At 66.5% G+C, this 17,822-nt stretch carries 13 protein-coding genes; 9 read left to right on the top strand and 4 right to left on the bottom strand.

What is annotated here, in order from left to right:
• Window positions 1-26: 26 nt before the first annotated feature.
• Complete coding sequence (locus DQG17_RS06175; protein WP_198666035.1) at window positions 27-1,379, bottom strand: PQQ-like beta-propeller repeat protein; 1,353 nt, start codon at window positions 1,377-1,379, stop codon at window positions 27-29.
• An 80-nt stretch (window positions 1,380-1,459) separates the two neighbouring features.
• Window positions 1,460-2,125, bottom strand: coding sequence for a hypothetical protein (locus DQG17_RS06180; protein ID WP_116131850.1), 666 nt, complete (start codon window positions 2,123-2,125; stop codon window positions 1,460-1,462).
• A 462-nt stretch (window positions 2,126-2,587) separates the two neighbouring features.
• On the opposite strand from DQG17_RS06180, the gene DQG17_RS06185 reads away from it, so the two are divergent.
• From DQG17_RS06185 to DQG17_RS06195, 3 genes are all read left to right on the top strand, one after another.
• Window positions 2,588-3,841 (top strand): efflux RND transporter periplasmic adaptor subunit, encoded by a 1,254-nt coding sequence (locus tag DQG17_RS06185; RefSeq protein WP_116131851.1) that lies wholly within the window; start codon window positions 2,588-2,590, stop codon window positions 3,839-3,841.
• Window positions 3,842-3,872: 31 nt separating this feature from the next.
• The gene (locus tag DQG17_RS06190; protein WP_116131852.1) at window positions 3,873-7,637 is read left to right on the top strand and encodes an efflux RND transporter permease subunit; all 3,765 of its coding nucleotides are present in this window, start codon (window positions 3,873-3,875) and stop codon (window positions 7,635-7,637) included.
• 124 nt (window positions 7,638-7,761) lie between these two features.
• Window positions 7,762-8,772 (top strand): patatin-like phospholipase family protein, encoded by a 1,011-nt coding sequence (locus DQG17_RS06195; protein WP_116131853.1) that lies wholly within the window; start codon window positions 7,762-7,764, stop codon window positions 8,770-8,772.
• Between the two features lie 259 nt (window positions 8,773-9,031).
• On the opposite strand, the gene DQG17_RS06200 is transcribed toward DQG17_RS06195, so the two are convergent.
• Complete coding sequence (locus DQG17_RS06200) at window positions 9,032-10,849, bottom strand: ABC transporter ATP-binding protein/permease (protein ID WP_232829340.1); 1,818 nt, start codon at window positions 10,847-10,849, stop codon at window positions 9,032-9,034.
• 174 nt (window positions 10,850-11,023) lie between these two features.
• On the opposite strand from DQG17_RS06200, the gene DQG17_RS06205 reads away from it, so the two are divergent.
• The 6 genes from DQG17_RS06205 (at window position 11,024) to DQG17_RS06230 (ending at window position 16,334) form a co-directional block, all read left to right on the top strand.
• Window positions 11,024-12,370 carry an FAD-binding oxidoreductase gene (locus tag DQG17_RS06205; protein WP_116131854.1) on the top strand — a complete coding sequence of 449 codons (1,347 nt, stop codon included), beginning with the start codon at window positions 11,024-11,026 and terminating at the stop codon, window positions 12,368-12,370.
• 165 nt (window positions 12,371-12,535) lie between these two features.
• Window positions 12,536-13,624: an ABC transporter ATP-binding protein gene (locus tag DQG17_RS06210; RefSeq protein ID WP_116131855.1), complete on the top strand. Its 1,089-nt coding sequence runs from the start codon at window positions 12,536-12,538 to the stop codon at window positions 13,622-13,624.
• A gap of 150 nt (window positions 13,625-13,774) precedes the next feature.
• Window positions 13,775-14,032 carry a twin-arginine translocase TatA/TatE family subunit gene (locus DQG17_RS06215; RefSeq protein ID WP_116132617.1) on the top strand — a complete coding sequence of 86 codons (258 nt, stop codon included), beginning with the start codon at window positions 13,775-13,777 and terminating at the stop codon, window positions 14,030-14,032.
• A gap of 28 nt (window positions 14,033-14,060) precedes the next feature.
• Window positions 14,061-14,570 carry a Sec-independent protein translocase protein TatB gene (gene tatB, locus DQG17_RS06220; protein ID WP_116131856.1) on the top strand — a complete coding sequence of 170 codons (510 nt, stop codon included), beginning with the start codon at window positions 14,061-14,063 and terminating at the stop codon, window positions 14,568-14,570.
• 10 nt (window positions 14,571-14,580) lie between these two features.
• The gene (gene tatC, locus DQG17_RS06225) at window positions 14,581-15,480 is read left to right on the top strand and encodes a twin-arginine translocase subunit TatC (protein ID WP_116131857.1); all 900 of its coding nucleotides are present in this window, start codon (window positions 14,581-14,583) and stop codon (window positions 15,478-15,480) included.
• A complete protein-coding gene (locus DQG17_RS06230) occupies window positions 15,477-16,334 on the top strand; it encodes an ATP-binding protein (protein ID WP_116131858.1) in 858 nt (285 codons plus the stop codon). The genes tatC and DQG17_RS06230 overlap by 4 nt, the downstream gene beginning before the upstream one ends.
• Window positions 16,335-16,496: 162 nt before the next feature.
• Here DQG17_RS06230 and clpX read toward each other — a convergent pair whose 3' ends face one another.
• Window positions 16,497-17,762 (bottom strand): ATP-dependent Clp protease ATP-binding subunit ClpX, encoded by a 1,266-nt coding sequence (gene clpX, locus DQG17_RS06235; RefSeq protein ID WP_116131859.1) that lies wholly within the window; start codon window positions 17,760-17,762, stop codon window positions 16,497-16,499.
• Window positions 17,763-17,822 lie beyond the last annotated feature (60 nt).

Here is a 17,822-nt window from a genome sequence, read left to right on the forward strand (position 1 = left end):
ACCCGTCCCCTTACACGAAGCCCGAGCTAACGGAAAGCGACGAGTTGCCCGGCCGTTGTGACGACATAGAGCGTGCGGTCGACAACGACCGGGTTGGTCGTCGCCCCGCCCGGCAGCGCGATGGTCGAGATCAGCGCACCGTTCCGGGGATTGAAGCTGCGGATATAGCCGTCGTCGGAGGCAACGATCAGGCGCCCGCCGGCCAGCACCGGGCCATAATGGGCGAAGACGTCGCGACGCTTGCGCGGGCGTTCCTTCTTGAAGCGCGGCATGTCGATGCGCCAGATCACTTCGCCGGTCTTAGCGTCAAGCCGCGCCAGCTGCTGCAGGTCGGTGACCGCAAAGACCGAGCCGCCCTCGACCCAGACCGGGCTCATCGCGCCTTCGGTCGCGGTCCAGATCCGTTCGCCGCTGGTCACGTTGATCGCGGCAATGCGTCCGGCGGGCGAACCGGCATAGGCGATGCCGTTGACGATCACCGGATCGGCCGAGATGTCGCCGATGCCCGCAAAGGCAAAGCCGCGGCGCTGGCCGGCCAGCATGGCGCCCCAGACCCGCACCCCGCCAAGCCGCAGCGCGGCCACCAGCTCGGACGAGCCGAAGGGGAACACCGCAATCCTGTTGTCGACCGCGGGTCCCGAGCCGTTGATCGTTGCTGCAACCGTGGGGGCGGTCGTCAGCTCCCACTGCAGGCGGCCATTGTCGGTGCGCACCGCGAACCCGCGGTTGTCGCGGCTGGAGACATAGACCAGATCGCCGACGACGGTTGGCGAACCCGCGACGGGAGAATCGAAATTCTGTGTCCAGAGCACCTGTCCGTTGGCCGGGTTCAACGCCATCAACAGGCCGAATCCTGTGGTCACGAACAGCTTGCCGCCGCCAAACGCCAACCCGCCGCCCGAAGCGTCGCGCGCCCTGTCCTCGGGCGGCACCAGGGTCTGCGACCACAGCGTCGCGCCACCGGTCGAATGAGCCATGACCTGACTGCGGGAATCGAGGGTAAAGATCCGGCCCTCGGCAACGATCGGGTCGGCGGTGACCTTGTAGCGGCGGCTGTCGCCGGCGCCGATCGAGGCCGACCAGACCTTGGTCAGGCCGCTGCCGAGTGCCGGATGGCTGATCCAGTGGGTCGGTGTGCCGCCGCGATGGGTCCAGGATGTATGATTGACCTGCGCGGGCATCGGGAAGGCCACGTCGCGCAGGATCGGATCGAGCGGTCCCGGGGGATTGAGCTTGGCCGCGGTCGCGCCGGGTTCTGCCGTCGCATCGAGCGGCGCGGTCACGTCGAAGCGCTCGCCCGGAAGGATCTCTTCCCGGGCACAGCCCGCGACCAGAAAGGCCGCCGCAATCAAGCCTGCCGTCACTGCCCTTGCCGTCACTGCCCGTTCCCCCAATTCGCGGCGCTCGCTGCCGGATGCATGGTCCCGCCGGTTTGCGCCGGCACGATTGCCACCGGCATTCAGCCGGCGTTGGCGTCACCGGGGAGATCTCCCCCCAGTACAACCAGCAGTTGCGTCACCCGGCGTGCCAGGTTCGGTGTCACGCCCGGTTCCTGCAGCAGCGCCTGGGCAGTGGCGATCGCCTCGTCCCGCTGGCCGGCAGCGGCAAGTTCCATTGCCTTCTGCTCCATCGCCAGCACCCGGAACGGCCCGCCGGGCCGCGCCAGACGGTCCAGCACCTGCACGCGCGTCGCGGCATCCATGGCCGGATCGCCGATCAATACCATCTTGAACGCCGCAAGGTCGCCGTAGACCTCCGATTCGGCCGAGCTTTCGGCCAGCGGGCGCAGGGTTTCCGCGGCAGCCGCCGCATCGCCGGTGACCATCTGTTCGGCCGAGATCATCATCTGAACGACCGGGGCCGTCCTGCCCCCGGCTGGGATTGCCTGCAGCGCGGCAAGGCGTGCCGCATCGTCGGGCGCGCCGATCGCGGCGAGGATCTGATCGCCCATGGCCTGCGCGGCCGACTCCGCCCGCGCCTTGCGGAACTCGTAGAACGCGGCGCCGCCGACCAGCAGCACAACCGCCAGAATACCGATCCAGCCATAGCGGCGCATCATGGCGAACAGCCGGTCGCGGCGGACCGCGTCGGTGACCTCTTCAATGAAACTGTCTGTCTGGCTCATGCGCCCCGCCCGATTCTGCCCGCTTATTCGACCGCGGCCAATTCATCGCCGGCCCGGCCCGATCTCCGGCCGCGCCCCGATGCCGGTGCAGCCACCCTAGGGCGGCGCAATCCGGGCTGGGCCGCACTGGAAACCGCCTTCTCATACCCCGAAGCCCGAGGCCATGCCAAGCCCCGGAGGTGCCGCGGTTTTAGGCCCGTCCTCCGGGCGCGCTCCACGGCCTCGGCAGGCATCCGCCAAATCGGCCGATTGCGCCCTCCGGGGCACAGCGACAACGGTTGCAGCCAAAGCGCATTGGCCGTAATCTGAACTGGCTGGTTCGGACTTTGACGGATTGGGAGCCTCGCTGAAAGACGCCGGCCGACGTAAGTCGTAGTATTTTATAATTTGCAGGACATGTGCCTGATGCGGGTGCGTTCCGGGGCTTCGCAAACTGAGGACGTATCGGAAAGGCCCGGCTAGATGCGTTGGTTTTCGGTTATATTGGCCCTGATGGTGTCGGGGATAATCTATTTGCTGGTCATGAATAGGCAGGCTCTGTTCGAATTCACCGGGCGTTCCGCCGAGACCGAGGTGATTGCGTCGACCGAGGCCGACGCGCCGCTTTTGCCGGTCGCGCGGGAAGGCACCGTTTCAGTCGTCGCCATGACATCGACCGCGCAGCAGATCGACTCGGCCGTGCTCGTGCGCGGTCGTACCGAGGCCGCGCGGCAGGTCGTGGTCAAGGCCGAGACCTCGGGGCTCATCCTGTCCGAACCGCTGCGCAAGGGCACCATCGTCGAGGCCGGCCAGACGCTGTGCAAACTCGACCCCGGCACCCGCGACGCCCAGCTTTCCCAGGCCAGGGCCTCCCTGGCCGAGGCCAGCGCCGGTATCCCGGTGTCGCAGGCCCGGCTGCTCGAGGCAGAAGCGGCGTTGAGCGAAGCCCAGATCAACGACCGTGCCGCAAGCAAACTGATCGAGGGCGGATTTGCCTCGGAAACCCGGCTCGCTGCAACTCGTTCGGCGGTCACCTCGGCGCAGGCAAACCTCGAGGCGGCGCGCTCCGGGCTCGAGGCGGCCCATGCCTCGGTCGAGGCCGCTCAGGCCAGTGTCGCCGTGGTCGAGAAGGACATCGACCGGCTGACCCTTGTCGCGCCGTTCGGCGGGCTGCTCGAAACCGACACCGCCGAGCTTGGCGCACTGATGCAGTCGGGCTCGGACTGCGCCACGGTGATCCAGCTTGCGCCGATGAAGCTTGTCGGTTTCGTGTCGGAAACCCAGATCGAGCGGGTCGAACCGGATGCCATGGCGCAGGCGCGTCTGGTCTCCGGGCGTCAGGTCGCGGGCAAGGTCAGTTTCCTGTCGCGCTCGGCCGATCCCCAGACCCGGACCTTCCGGGTCGAGGTCGAAGTGCCCAATGCCGATCTGTCGCTGCGCGACGGACAGACCGTCGAGATCGCCATCGCAGCAGACGGCGAAACCGCGCATCTTGTGCCCGCTTCGGCCCTGACGCTGGACGATTCGGGCCAGCTCGGGTTGCGCATTGTGGAAAAGGACGACGACGGTCAGGACATCGCCTGCTTCGTGCCGGTCAAGTTGCTGCGCGACACGCTCGACGGCGTCTTTGTGTCGGGTCTGCCCGAGACAGCCCGGATCATCATCGTCGGGCAGGAATACGTGACCGACGGCGTACCCGTCGATGTCACTCTCGCCTCCGAGGAGGTGAGCCAGTGAGGTTGCGCCCGACACCGAGCGGAGCCGCTGCATGACCGGTATTGTCGACTGGGCTGCAGCGCGATCGCGCATGGTCCTTGCGTTCATCCTGCTGACCATCGCCGTCGGCACCATCAGCTATCTGGCCCTGCCCAAGGAGGGCGAGCCCGATATCGAGATCCCGGCTGTCTTCATCTCGGTCCCCTTCCCCGGCATTTCGGCCGAAGACGCCGAAAAGCTGCTGCTGGAGCCGATGGAGACCGAAATGTCGGGGCTCGACGGGCTCGACAAGATGACCGGCACGGCGACCGAAGGCTATGCCAACCTGGTGCTCGAATTCAACTTCGGCTGGGACAAGTCGGCGACGCTGGCAGACGTGCGCGCAGCGATGACCAAGGCGGAATCGAAATTTCCCGATGGCGCCGACAATTATACCGTCGACGAGGTCAACTTCTCGGAATTCCCGATCATCATCGTCAACCTCGCGGGGGCGCTGCCCGAACGCACGCTGCTGCAGGTTGCCAACGACCTGCAAAGCACGCTCGAAGGGCTGGAACCGGTGCTGGAGGTGGCGCTCGCAGGCCACCGCGACGAGATGGTCGAGGTGACCATCGACCCGCTGAAGCTCGAATCCTACAACGTCACGGCGGCCGAGTTGATCGGCGCGGTGGTGAACAACAACCAGCTGATCGCGGCCGGCGAGGTCGAGACCGATGGCGGTGCCTTCTCGGTCAAGATCCCCTCGTCCTTCGACAGTCCGCGCGACATCTATGACCTGCCGGTCAAGGTCAACGGCGACAGCGTTGTCACGCTCGGCGACCTCGCCACGATCTCGCTGACCTATGAGGACCGCGCCGGTACGGCGCAGTTCAACGGCGAAACGACGGTTGCGCTGCAGGTGGTCAAGCGCAAGGGCTACAACGTCATCGACACCGCGAAACTGGTGCGCAAGACGGTGGCCGCCGAACAGGCGAAGTGGCCGCCCGAACTGCAGCAGGCGATTGTTGTCGGCACCTCGAACGACCAGTCCGAACAGGTCGAATCGATGGTGGTCCAGCTCGAAGGCTCGGTTCTGACCGCGATTGCGCTGGTGATGATCGTGATCCTGGCGACGCTGGGGCCGCGGCCCTCGTTCCTCGTTGGATTCGCGATCCCGACATCGTTCCTGCTGACCTTCGCCCTTCTGGGCGTGATGGATATCGCGATCAACAACATCGTCATGTTCGGGCTCATTCTGGCCGTGGGGATGCTGGTCGACGGCGCCATCGTGGTGGTCGAATACGCCGACACCCGTATCGCCCAAGGGACGGGACCGATGCACGCCTATGTCGAGGCGGCAAAGCGGATGTTCTGGCCCATCGTCAGTTCGACCGCGACCACGCTCTGCGCCTTCCTGCCGATGCTGTTCTGGCCCGGGGTGGTCGGCCAGTTCATGGGGCTGCTGCCGGTCACCATGATCTTCGTGCTGTCCGCCTCTCTGGTGGTGGCGCTGATCTATCTGCCTGTCATGGGCGGGGTCACGGGGCGGATGGCGCGCATATTCCACCGGATCGCCAATGTCCTGCGCCCCTGGCCCTGGGCGCTGCGCGCAAGCCTTGTGCTGCCGTCGGCTGCGCTGCTGTTTCTTGGCGGGATGCAGTCGCTCAACCCCGGATACCTCTTCGGCGGCGAGACCCCGTTGCCGTCACGGATCGAATGGCTGCCGGGCGTGGTACTGTTCATGGCCGGTGCCTTCGCCACCTCGATCACGATGGATGCCGCCAAGATCGTGTGGCGGCGCCCGCGGATCCGCGCCGGCTATCGCCGCACACCTTTTGGCCGGGTGATCCGGCTGCTGACCGGAAACCCGGTGATGCCGCTGGTCACGATCGTCGCCGTCAGCGTGTTCGTCATATCGACCTTCAGCTATTTCGGCACCCACAACAACGGGGTCGAATTCTTCGTCGATTCGGATCCCGAACAGGCCATCGTCTATGTCCGCGCCCGCGGCAACCTTTCGGTCGACGAGAAGGACGCGCTGGTGCGCGAGGTCGAGCGCAAGGTCGCCGACACCCCGGGGGTCCGCAGCATTTTCAGCTTCGCCGGCGAGGGCGGGCTGAACGCCAATACCGGCGGCGCCAGCGCGCCCCGCGACACCATTGGCCAGATCCAGATCGAGATGATCCCCTGGGAAGAGCGCAAGGACGACCCGACGCTGCAGGGGACCTATGTGCTGGATCAGCTCGAGGAAAAATTTGCCACGATCCCAGGCATCTATACCGAAATCCTCAATCTCTCGATGGGGCCTAGCTCGGGCAAGCCGGTGCACCTGCGGCTTACCGGCGACGACAGGGACGCGCTGATCAGTGCAGTCGGCATCATCGAGGCCAAGTTCCACGAGACACCGGGGCTGGTTGGCATCGACGATACGCTGCCGCTGCCCGGCATCGACTGGCAGATCGACGTCGATGTCGAAAAGGCAGGCCGCTATGGCGCCGACGTCGCGACCGTGGGCGCCATGGTCCAGCTTGTCACCCGCGGCGTGCTGCTTGACACCATGCGGGTGCCAAGCTCGGACGAGGAAGTCGACATCCGGGTCCGGCTGCCGCGCGAGGACCGGCTGCTGTCGACCCTCGATTCGCTGAAGGTGCGCACCGCCGACGGGCTGGTGCCGCTGTCGAACTTCATCACCCGCAAGCCGGTGCCAAAGCTGGCGCGGATCGACCGCATCGACGGGCACCGCTATTTTGACGTCCGGGCAGATGTGACGCCAGATCTGGTCAAGCTGACCGACCGCGACGGCGCGACCGTCGACATCGTTCCGGCGGCGGCCGAAGATGACCCCGCACTGGCAGACCGGATCCGGACCGAACACCTGAACATCGTGCCAATAAACCCGAACGAACGCATTGCCGTGTTGACCGACTGGCTGACCTCGGCCCAGCCGCTGCCCTCCGGGGTCAACTGGCAATGGACCGGAGACCAGGAGGATCAGACCGAAAGCGAGACGTTCCTCGCCAAGGCCTTCGCCATGTCGCTGGCGCTGATGTTCATTATCCTGCTGACGCAGTTCGACAGCTTCTACAACTCGGTGCTGGTGCTGCTGGCGGTAGTGCTGTCGGCGGCGGGTGTACTGATCGGCATGATGGTGATGCACCAGCCGTTCTCGATCATCATGACAGGCACGGGGCTCGTCGCGCTGGCGGGAATTGTCGTCAACAACAACATCGTGCTGATCGACACCTATCAGGAATTCAGCCGCTACATGCCGCGGATCGAGGCGATCATCCGCACCGCCGAACAGCGCCTGCGACCGGTGCTGCTGACCACGGTGACCACGATTGCCGGGCTGACGCCGATGATGTTCGGGATCTCGTTCGACCTCGCGGCGGGGGGCTATTCGATCGACAGTCCGACCTCGCTCTGGTGGAAGCAACTGGCGACCGCCGTCGTCTTCGGCCTTGGCACCGCGACGGTGCTGACGCTGATCTTCACCCCGGCGATGCTGGCGCTGAGGGTCTGGATCGCCGAGGGCGCCTATCGCGGAACCCGTGGCATCGGCGCGCTGGCCTTCGGCCGGTCGAGCCGGATGGCGCGGGACATCGCGCTTGGCCATGCCGCCGGCCAGTTGCGCAGCCCCGAGTTGATCTGGGAACCCGACGAACCGGACCGGCGCGACCTGCTGGAAACGGTCCCGCCCCCGTCCGGGGTCTCCCGCGCGGCACCGGCAAGCATCGACCGCGACCAGAATGTTGCCGGCAGCGCCCCGGCCGTCGATCCGGAAAAGCCCGGCACCGGAAATCCAGGCTCCGGCTCTCCACTTCGCGCGGCCGAATAGCCGACCGCCGCCTCGTCGGTGCCGCCCTCCCCGGGCGCGCAGCCTTGTGCCCCAGTCCTCCGCCTGCCATCTTGCCCCGGATTGGCCCGAGCAGGCCGACCCCAAGCGATGACAGGAGCCCGCGATGGACATCGGACTTGCCTTGCAGGGCGGTGGCGCGCTTGGCGCCTACGAATGGGGGGCGGTGGCCCGTCTGGTCGAGGCCGGGCTGCGGCCGGTTGCGATTGCGGGCGTCAGCATCGGCGCGATCAATGCCGCCGCAATCGCCGGCGCCCGGGAGGGCGATATCGTCGAAAGCCTGAACCAGCTGTGGCAGTCGATCACCCTGCCCGCGATGCCATTCGTCAGCCCGCGGATACAGGCGCAGATGTCGATGCTGGGCCTGCCGAACTTCTTCCAGCCGCGGCTCGATTATTGGCACATGCCGGCCTGGGACAGCCTTTATTCCGTCGCACCGATGTATGCCACGCTCGACACGCTGATCGACTGGGAGAGGCTGAACGACCCTGCCCTGCAACGGGTGACGGTGACCGCAACACGGGTCGAGGACGGCGCGGGCGTACATTTCTCGAACGTCGAGAGACGCCTCGATGCCCGCCACATCCTCGCCAGCGGCTCGCTGCCGCCGGGGTTTCCGATGACCGAAATCGACGGGCACAGCTATATGGATGGCGGGATCTTCTCGAACACGCCGCTGCCGCAGCTGCTGGAAATGCTCGACGAGGATCAGCTCGACAGCCTGCCGATCTTCGTGATCAATCTGTTCCCGATCCTCGACGATGTTCCGGGCACGCTGTTCGAGATCCAGAACCGGGTCAAGGAAATCACCTACGAGAACCGGATCGAGGCGGATTTCGGCGGCGCCGAAGCGCTGCGCGAGCACGGGCAGATGGTCCGGGCGGTGGCCGAAACCCTGCGCACCCACCCCGAGCTTGGCGGTTCGCCCGCCGCCCAACGGATGCTGCGCCGCCGTGCCTATGCCAACGTGAACGTCATCGATGCCGGTCACGCCCCGGGCAGCGGCGACCACGATTTCTCGTACCCCGGCGTGATGGACCGCCACGCCAAGGGCCGTGCCGCGGCCGAACAGTGGCTGCAGCTGAACCTGCCCGAAAGCCTCTCGCCAGCCGAATGACGCCCCGCAGGGTCGGCTCGCTTCCGGCGCGAATTGCGCCCGGCGCCGCGCAGATGCCCCATGCGCCGACACAATCGCCCGGCAGGTGCCGCAACGCCCGCCGCCAGCACCTCATTTCTCGGCAAATCAGCGCGGCGCCGGGGCGGGAAGCGACCGGCCGCTGCCTCAATGCCGGAGGCATGAACGCGGAACTGCGACCAATCCAAGCCCTTCCCCTCACTCCCGCGCGGTGGGAACCAGCCCGCAGGGCCCGGCAAGGTCAGGCCGCACTCGCCCCCGCCGCCTCGGCGCGCTGCGCGGTCCACATCGCGGCATAGCGCCCGTTGCGCGCCATCAGCGCGGCGTGGCTGCCACGCTCGACCACCCGGCCTGCGTCCAGCACCGCAATCTCGTCGGCATCAACGACCGTCGACAGACGGTGCGCGATCATGATGACGGTCCGGCCCCGGCCCATCGCGGCAAGGCTCTTCTGGATCTCCTGCTCGGTGCGGGTGTCGAGCGCCGATGTCGCCTCGTCGAGCAGCAGGATCGGCGGGTTCTTCAGGATCGTGCGGGCGATGCCCACCCGCTGTTTCTCGCCGCCCGACAGCTTCAGGCCACGCTCGCCCACCTGGGTTTCGTAGCCGCGCGGCAGCCCGACGATGAAATCGTGGATCTCGGCCGCCCGCGCCGCTGCCTCGACCTCGGCGCGCGAGGCTTCGGGCCGGCCATAGGCGATGTTGTAGAAGATCGTGTCGTTGAACAGCACCGTGTCCTGCGGCACGACGCCGATTGCCGCCTGCAGGCTCTCGCGCGTGACCTCGCGCACGTCCTGGCCGTCAATCAGCACCGCGCCCTGTTGCACGTCATAGAACCGGAACAACAGCCGCCCGATGGTCGACTTGCCCGACCCGGTCGGCCCGACGATGGCAAGGCTGCCGCCGGCGGGCACCCGCAAGGTCACGCCGTGCAGGATCGGCCGGTCCGCGTCATAGGCGAAATGCACATCCTCGAGCGCGACCGCCCCGCCCCGCGGTTGCAGCGCCCGCGCATCCGGCGCGTCGACGATCTCGGCCGGCTGTTCGAGAAGATCGAACATCTCGCCCATGTCGACAAGGCTTTGGCGGATCTCGCGATAGACCGTGCCGAGAAAGCCGAGCGGCGCGATGATCTGCAGCATGTAGGCGTTGACCATGACGAAATCGCCGACCGTATGGGTGCCCGCCGCAACGCCCCGCGCCGCCATCACCATCACCGCCACAAGCCCTGCGTTGATAATCAGGCCCTGCCCGACATTGATCGCGGCCAGCGAATAGGCGGTCTTCAGCGCCGCCTCCTGATAGCCCTCCATCGCCTGATCATAGCGCGCGGCCTCGCGCCCGGCGGCACCGAAATAGGCCACGGTCTCGAAGTTCAGCAGCGAGTCGACCGCACGCTGGTTGGCCTCGTTGTCCTGATCGTTCATCTGGCGGCGGATCCGCACCCGCCATTCGGTGATCGCCAGCGTGAACCAGACATAGAGCCCGATGGTGACGGCCAGCACCACTAGGAACCGCCAGTCGAACAGCCGCGCGAGGATGATCGCGACCAACAGCAGTTCGAACACCAGCGGGCCGATCGAGAACAGCAGGAAGCGCAGCAGGAAGGACACCCCCTTCACCCCCCGCTCCATCACCCGGCTCAGCGCCCCGGTCTTGCGGCTGATGTGAAAGCGCAGCGACAGCGCGTGGATGTGCTGGAAGGTCTGCAGCGCCAGCTTGCGCAGCGCGCCCTGCGCCACCCGGGCAAAGACCACGTCGCGCAGTTCGCTGAACAGCAGGTTGCCCAGCCGCGCCATGCCATAGCCGACCGTCAGCCCGACCGCCCCGAGCGTCAGGATGGTCGCAGCACCCGGCGTGTCGCCCGCCAGCGCATCGACTGCCTGTTTGTAGAACAATGGCACCGTGACCGCGATCAGCTTGGCCACGATCAGGACGACCATCGCCACCACCACACGGACCTTCACGCCGGTCTCGCCCGGCGGCCACAGATAGGGGCCGACAGAGCGCATGACCCGCAGCCCGCGCTGACGCTCTTCGCGCCTGATCTGATCTGTCATGGCTGGCCGGTGTCCCGCTGGCGTTGATCGGAAAGCCGAGGCTATCGCGGCGCCATGGATTTGGCCAGCGACCGCAGAGGGTCGGAAGCCATCGCAGCGGGCAAATCGCCCCGGCTTGCCACCGCCCGCGGACCCGGCCTAGGTTGCGGCGTTGCAGCGAGAAAGCCCGACCTCATGACCTCGTTCCCAATCCATGCCGGCAGTCCTGTCAGCTTTCCCGGCCCGCCGCCCAAGGCGGCCGATGTGGTGGTGATCGGTGGTGGCGTGGTGGGCGTCACGGCCGCGCTGTTTCTGGCCCGCCGCGGTCTGCGGGTGGTGCTGGTCGAAAAGGGCCGGATCGCGGGTGAACAATCCTCGCGCAACTGGGGCTGGATCCGACAGCAGGGGCGCGACCCGGATGAGCTGCCGATCATGATCGAATCGCGCCGGTTGTGGCAGCAGCTTGCCGCGGAGACCGGCGAGGACATCGGCCTTGTCGAGGCCGGGGTGACCTATCTTGCCACGACCGAACGCAAGCTTGCCGCCTTCGAGGCATGGCTACCCCACGCCCGTGCCCACGGGCTCGACACCCGGATCCTCGATGCGGCGGCGACCGCCGTGTTGATCCCCGGCGCCTCGCGGCGTTTTTCCGGGGCCCTGACGACGCCCTCGGACATGAAGGCCGAGCCCTGGTGCGCGGTCCCCGCCCTTGCCCGCCTCGCTGCGCGCGAAGGCGTCTCAGTGATCGAATCCTGCGCAGCCCGCCTGATCGACACCGCGGCGGGAAGGGTCGCGGGCGTGCTGACCGAGGCCGGCCGCATCGCCGCTCCCGCCGTGCTGGTTGCCGGAGGCGCCTGGTCCTCGCTGTTGCTGCGCGCCCATGGCATCGCGATCCCGCAACTCTCGGTGCGCTCGACCGTCGCTGCAACCGAACCACTGGCGCGCGTTCATGCCGGTGCCGCCGCCGACGACCGCATCGCCTTTCGCCTGCGCCGCGACGGTGGCTTCACGCTGGCCGGTGCCGGGGCGCAGGATTTCTACCTCGGTCCCGACGCGGTCCGGCTGGCTTCGAAATACCTGCCCACGTTGCGCAGCGAGCCGCTGAGCGTGCGACCGCGCCCGGCCGCGCCGCATCACTTTCCCGACGCCTGGGGAACCAGACGCCACTGGCAGGGCGACGAGGAAAGCCCGTTCGAGCGGATGCGGGTGCTGGACCCGGCGCCGAACCCCGGCAACATTGCAAGGCTCGCCCGCAACTTTGCCGACCTGTTCCCGAGGCTCGGCCCCGTGCGGCTGAGAACCTGCTGGGCCGGGATGATCGACACCATGCCCGACGTGGTGCCGATCATCGACCATTGCGACCGCCTGCCGGGCCTGACCATCGGCACCGGGCTCAGCGGCCATGGCTTTGGCATCGGCCCCGGCGTCGGCCGGGTGCTGGCGGACCTGATCGCGGGCGGCGAGTTGGGCCACGACCTGACCCGGTTCCGGTTCGGTCGATTCTCGGATGGCAGCCGGATCCGCCCCGGACCGGCGCTGTGACAGCCGACGGGGTCGCGACCGAACGCCTTCCAGCGTCCAGCTGGCACGATCGCGCGCGCCGGCGCCACAGGGCAAAGCGGCGCTTTCGTGCCACGGCCCTTGCCGCCTTCGCGGCCCGCTGCTAGGCAACCTTAAACCTGACCGAAACAATCAACAGACTTGCCCGTGCCCACGCCACCCCGCCTCGAGATTCTATCCATCACCCGGCATTTCGACGGCCGCGACGTGGTCGCCGGCGTCTCGCTGACGGTGGCGCCGGGTCAGGTGACCTGCCTGCTCGGTCCTTCGGGCTGTGGCAAGTCGACCACGCTGCGGATCGTTGCCGGGGTCGACCGGCAGACCACGGGGCGGATTCTGGTCGACGGCAGGGTCGTTGCCGACGAAACCCGCCACATGCCGCCCGAACGCCGCGGCATCGGCCTGATGTTTCAGGATTTCGCGCTGTTCCCGCATTTGAGCGTCGGCGAGAACGTGGCCTTCGGGCTGCACGGCGGGCTCCGTGCCAACCGCGCCCGGGTCGTCGAATTGCTGGCACGCGTCGATCTGGGCAGTTTCGTCGAGGCCTATCCGCACCAGTTGTCGGGCGGGGAACAGCAGCGCGTCGCGCTGGTGCGCGCGCTTGCGCCGCGACCCTCGATCATGCTGATGGACGAACCGTTCTCGGGCCTCGACAACCGCCTGCGCGACGACATCCGCGACCGCACCCTCAGCCTTCTGAAGGAAGAGAACACGGCCGTTCTGCTGGTGACCCACGAACCCGACGAAGCGATGCGCATGGCCGACGAGATCGCGCTGATGCGGGCTGGCCGGATCGTTCAGCAGGGCGCGCCCTATTCCATCTACAACAACCCCGTCGATCGCGCGGCGGCAGGGTTTTTCAGCGATATCAACATCGTGAAAGGGTTTTCGCGGGGCGCGCTCACCGACACGCCGTTCGGCAGGTTCCTGACGCCGGGCCATCCCGACGGCGCCGCGGTCGAGATCGTGATCCGCCCCCAGCACCTGAGGATCGACTTCGACCGGCAGGGCCGCGGCCCGCTCGCAACGCCCTCGGACGGGGTCGCGGCCCGCGGCATCGTCGAACGCGCCCGCTTCATGGGCCGCGAGAGCCTGATCGAGTTCCGGATGGAACACGACGGCACGATCCTGAAGGCGACGGTGCCGGCGGTCTTCCTGCCCAAACGTGGCACGGCGCTGTGGCTGACCCTGCGCCGTGACCGCTGTCACGTGTTCCCGGCAGGGTGCCAAGGTTGATTGCCCGTCCCGCTCCGCCGCGCAATTTCCCGCGCGTTGCCGCGTTTGGGGCTTTGAACTCCTCCCCGAAACCCATAAGTAATTTTGGACGCCACCGCAGGCGGATCGGTTGACGGGTTCAAGGCCCGGGTCCGCGATGGGAGAAAGAAGATGCTGAATAACATCGGCCCCATGGGCCTGATCCTGATTGCAGTAGTTGTGCTGGTCCTGTTCGGACGCGGCAAGGTCTCGTCGCTGATGGGCGAAGTCGGAAAGGGCATCACGGCCTTCAAGAAGGGTGTCAACGAGGGCAAGAAGGAAATCGAGGATGAGTCCGCCGAGGCGGCCCGCGATGTGACGCCCGAAAAGATCACCGAGAAGTCCCCCGGGGTTACCGCGATGGAAACCGCCGAAAAGGACAAGGTCTGAGCGCCGGTTGCGCCGGAGCTGATCCGATATGTTCGACCTAGGATGGACCGAGCTTTTGCTGATCGGCGTGGTCGCGCTGATCGTGGTGGGTCCAAAGGACCTGCCGGTGATGTTCCGCACACTGGGACGGACGACCGCCCGGCTGCGGGCCATGGCACGTGAATTCACCCGGGCAATGGAAGACGCGGCCGACGAATCCGGTGCCCGCGATATAGCCCGCGACCTGCGCAACCTGAGCTCGCCCAAGACGATGGGCGTCGACGCGCTGAAGAAAGCGACCAGCCTCGACTTTGATCCGCTCGGCGAGGACGACGAGGTGGCGGACGAGGAATCGGCGACCCCGGCCAAGCCTGCCGCCCCGCGCGGCCCCGAGACCACCAGGATTGCCGAGGAACGCGCCGCGACCACCAGCAGCCTGCGCGAGGCCGCCGCCGCCCGCGCCGCCGATGCAGCCGCCGCCGCCTCGGCCACAGTGACAGAAACACCCGCCGAAACGGCCCCCGGCCCCGTGCCGACCGCCAGCGGCGACAAGCCATGAGCCATCCTTCATGAGCGCCGACGACACTCCCGAGACCGACGAGATCGAAGACAGCTCGGCCCCGCTGGTCGAGCACCTGGCCGAGTTGCGCACCCGCCTGATCCATTCGGTTCTGGCATTCGTCGTCGCGATGCTGATCTGCTTTACCGTCGCCAATCCGATCCTCGACATTCTGGTCGAGCCGATCGCCCAGGTGCTGCGTGCCCGCGGCGAGAACCCGCAACTGATCTTCACCGCGCCGCAGGAAAAGTTCTTCGTGCTGGTGCGGATCTCGATGGTGTTCGGACTGGGCCTGTCGTTCCCCTATATCGGCTTTCAGATGTGGCGCTTCGTGGCGCCGGGCCTTTATAGATCCGAACGCGCCGCGTTCCTTCCGTTCCTGATCGCCTCGCCGGCGCTGTTCCTGGCCGGCGCAGCCTTTGCGCATCTGGTGGTCACACCGATGGCGATGAACTTCTTCATCGGGTTTTCCGATGCTGTGCCAGCGCTTGCCGCGATCCTGTCGGGTCAGGACATGCCCGCCGACGTCCAGAACGCCGAGCTGCGGACGGTGTTCCTCGGCTCCGTGCGCGAAAGCCTCGATCTGTCGCTCAAGTTCATCATCGCCTTTGGCCTCTGCTTCCAGTTGCCCGTGCTGCTGACGCTGATGGGTCAGGCGGGGCTGGTTTCCGTCGCAGGGCTGCGCCACATGCGCAAATACGCCATCGTCGGGATCCTGACGCTGGCCGCCGTGCTGACGCCGCCCGACGTGGTCAGCCAGGTAATCCTGTTCACCGTGGTCTATGGGCTTTACGAGATCTCGATCCTTCTCGTGGTCCGTGTCGAAAGGCGCCGCAAGGAGGCGTTGCGCGCCGCCGGTCTGGACGATGACGACGAGGATGAAGACGAGGCTGCGGAGGCACCGAAGTGACGCCCACGGACTTCACCGCCGAAGAACTCGACCGGATCGCGGCAGCGCTGGAACGGATCGCGCCCGCCCCGGCCAGGGCGCCCGATTTCGACGCGGCCGAGGCCTTTGTCTGGCACACCGGCCCCGACCGTCTGGCACCGGTGTCAAAGGTCTCGCGGGTCGCGCTCGACCTGCTGATCGGCATCGATCTGGCGCGCACGATCCTGCTCGAGAACACGCTGCAGTTCGCCCGCGGGCTGCCTGCGAACAACGCCCTTCTCTGGGGCGCGCGCGGGATGGGAAAATCAAGCCTCGTCAAGGCGGTACATGCCGAAGTTCGCGAACTTGGCGAGGATCTCAAGATTGTCGAGCTGCAGCGCGAGGATCTGCCCTCGCTGCAGCGGCTGCTGGCGCTGTTGCGCGCGGCCCCGACGCATCGGTTCCTGCTGTTCTGCGATGACCTGTCGTTTTCGCACGACGATCAGCACTACAAGTCGCTGAAGGCGGTGCTCGACGGCGGGATCGAGGGGCGGCCCGATAACGTGTTGTTCTATGCCACCTCGAACCGTCGCCACCTGATGCCGCGCGACATGATCGAGAACGAACGGTCGAGCGCGATCAGCCCCTCCGAGGCGACCGAGGAGAAGGTCTCGCTGTCAGACCGCTTCGGTCTGTGGCTCGGGTTCCATCCCTGCAGCCAGGACGAATACCTCGCAATGATCCGCGGCTATTGTGCGGCCTATGGGCTTGCGATCGACGAGGCGACATTGCGCGCCGAAGCGATCGAATGGCAGGCCACGCGCGGCGCCCGGTCGGGCCGGGTCGCCTGGCAGTTCTTCACCGATCTGGCCGGGCGCAACGGACTGCACCTCTAGTATGTCCAGACTCGGTTTGTGGCGACGAGTGCCCCGGCAATGGGCTGCCGGGCCGCCAGAACTGACGCCTGCCCCCCATCTGACGACCGACAAGGAAAAACCCGCCGTCCGGGGCCGGACGGCGGGTTCATTGGAAAACCGGACCAGAGGCGCCAGCCGTCGTCAGCCGACCGTGGCGCCCTTGTTGTTGTTCTCGGAATAGATCAGCAGCGGCGCCGCAGCCGAGGTTGCGGCCTCTTCGTTCACCACCACTTCGTCGACGCCTTCAAGGCCCGGTAGTTCGAACATCGTGTCGAGCAGGATGTCTTCCATGATCGAACGCAGGCCACGCGCACCGGTCTTGCGGTTGATCGCCCGGCGCGCAATCGCACGAAGCGCGTCGTCGGTGAAGGCAAGCTGAACATCCTCGAGATCGAACAGGCGCTGGTACTGCTTGACGATGGCGTTCTTCGGCTCGGTCAGGATGGTGACGAGCGCGTCCTCGTCGAGGTTCTCGAGCGTCGCAATTACCGGAAGGCGGCCGACGAATTCCGGGATCAGGCCGAATTTCAACAGGTCCTCGGGTTCGAGCTGGGTGAACAGCTGACCGGCGTCCTGGTTGCCCTCTTCCTTGACGTCAGCGCCAAAGCCGATGGCCGACCCCTTGCCCCGCTGGGCGATGATCTTGTCGAGACCCGAGAAGGCACCGCCGCAGATGAACAGGATGTTGGTGGTATCGACCTGCAGGAATTCCTGCTGGGGATGCTTGCGCCCGCCCTGCGGCGGCACCGAGGCTACGGTGCCTTCCATGATCTTCAGAAGCGCCTGCTGCACGCCCTCGCCCGATACGTCGCGGGTGATCGAGGGATTGTCGGACTTGCGGGTGATCTTGTCGACCTCGTCGATATAGACGATGCCGCGCTGCGCACGTTCGACGTTGTATTCGCTCGCCTGCAACAGCTTGAGAATGATGTTCTCGACATCCTCGCCCACGTAACCGGCCTCGGTCAGGGTGGTTGCATCGGCCATGGTGAACGGCACGTCGAGGATGCGTGCCAGCGTCTGGGCAAGATAGGTCTTGCCGCAGCCGGTCGGTCCGATCAGCAGGATGTTCGATTTCTGCAGCTCGATATCGGCGGACTTGCCGGCATGATTGAGCCGTTTGTAGTGGTTGTGCACGGCCACGGACAGAACCCGTTTGGCCCGCACCTGACCGATCACGTAGTCGTCGAGGACCGCGCAGATTTCCTTGGGCGTGGGAACCCCGTCGGCGGATTTCAACCCGGCCGTCTTGGTCTCCTCGCGGATAATGTCCATACACAGCTCGACGCATTCATCGCAGATGAACACCGTCGGGCCGGCAATCAGCTTGCGCACCTCATGCTGGCTCTTGCCGCAGAAAGAGCAGTAAAGGGTGTTTTTGCTGTCGCCACCGGATGCGTTCGCCATGCCAATCCTCTCGGGCCTCGTGCCCGCTTTTCTCGCCGAAATGCCGGCGCCACGGGGGGC

This window comes from Tropicimonas sp. IMCC34043, assembly GCF_003390845.1.
In the GTDB taxonomy this organism is placed as follows: domain Bacteria; phylum Pseudomonadota; class Alphaproteobacteria; order Rhodobacterales; family Rhodobacteraceae; genus Tropicimonas.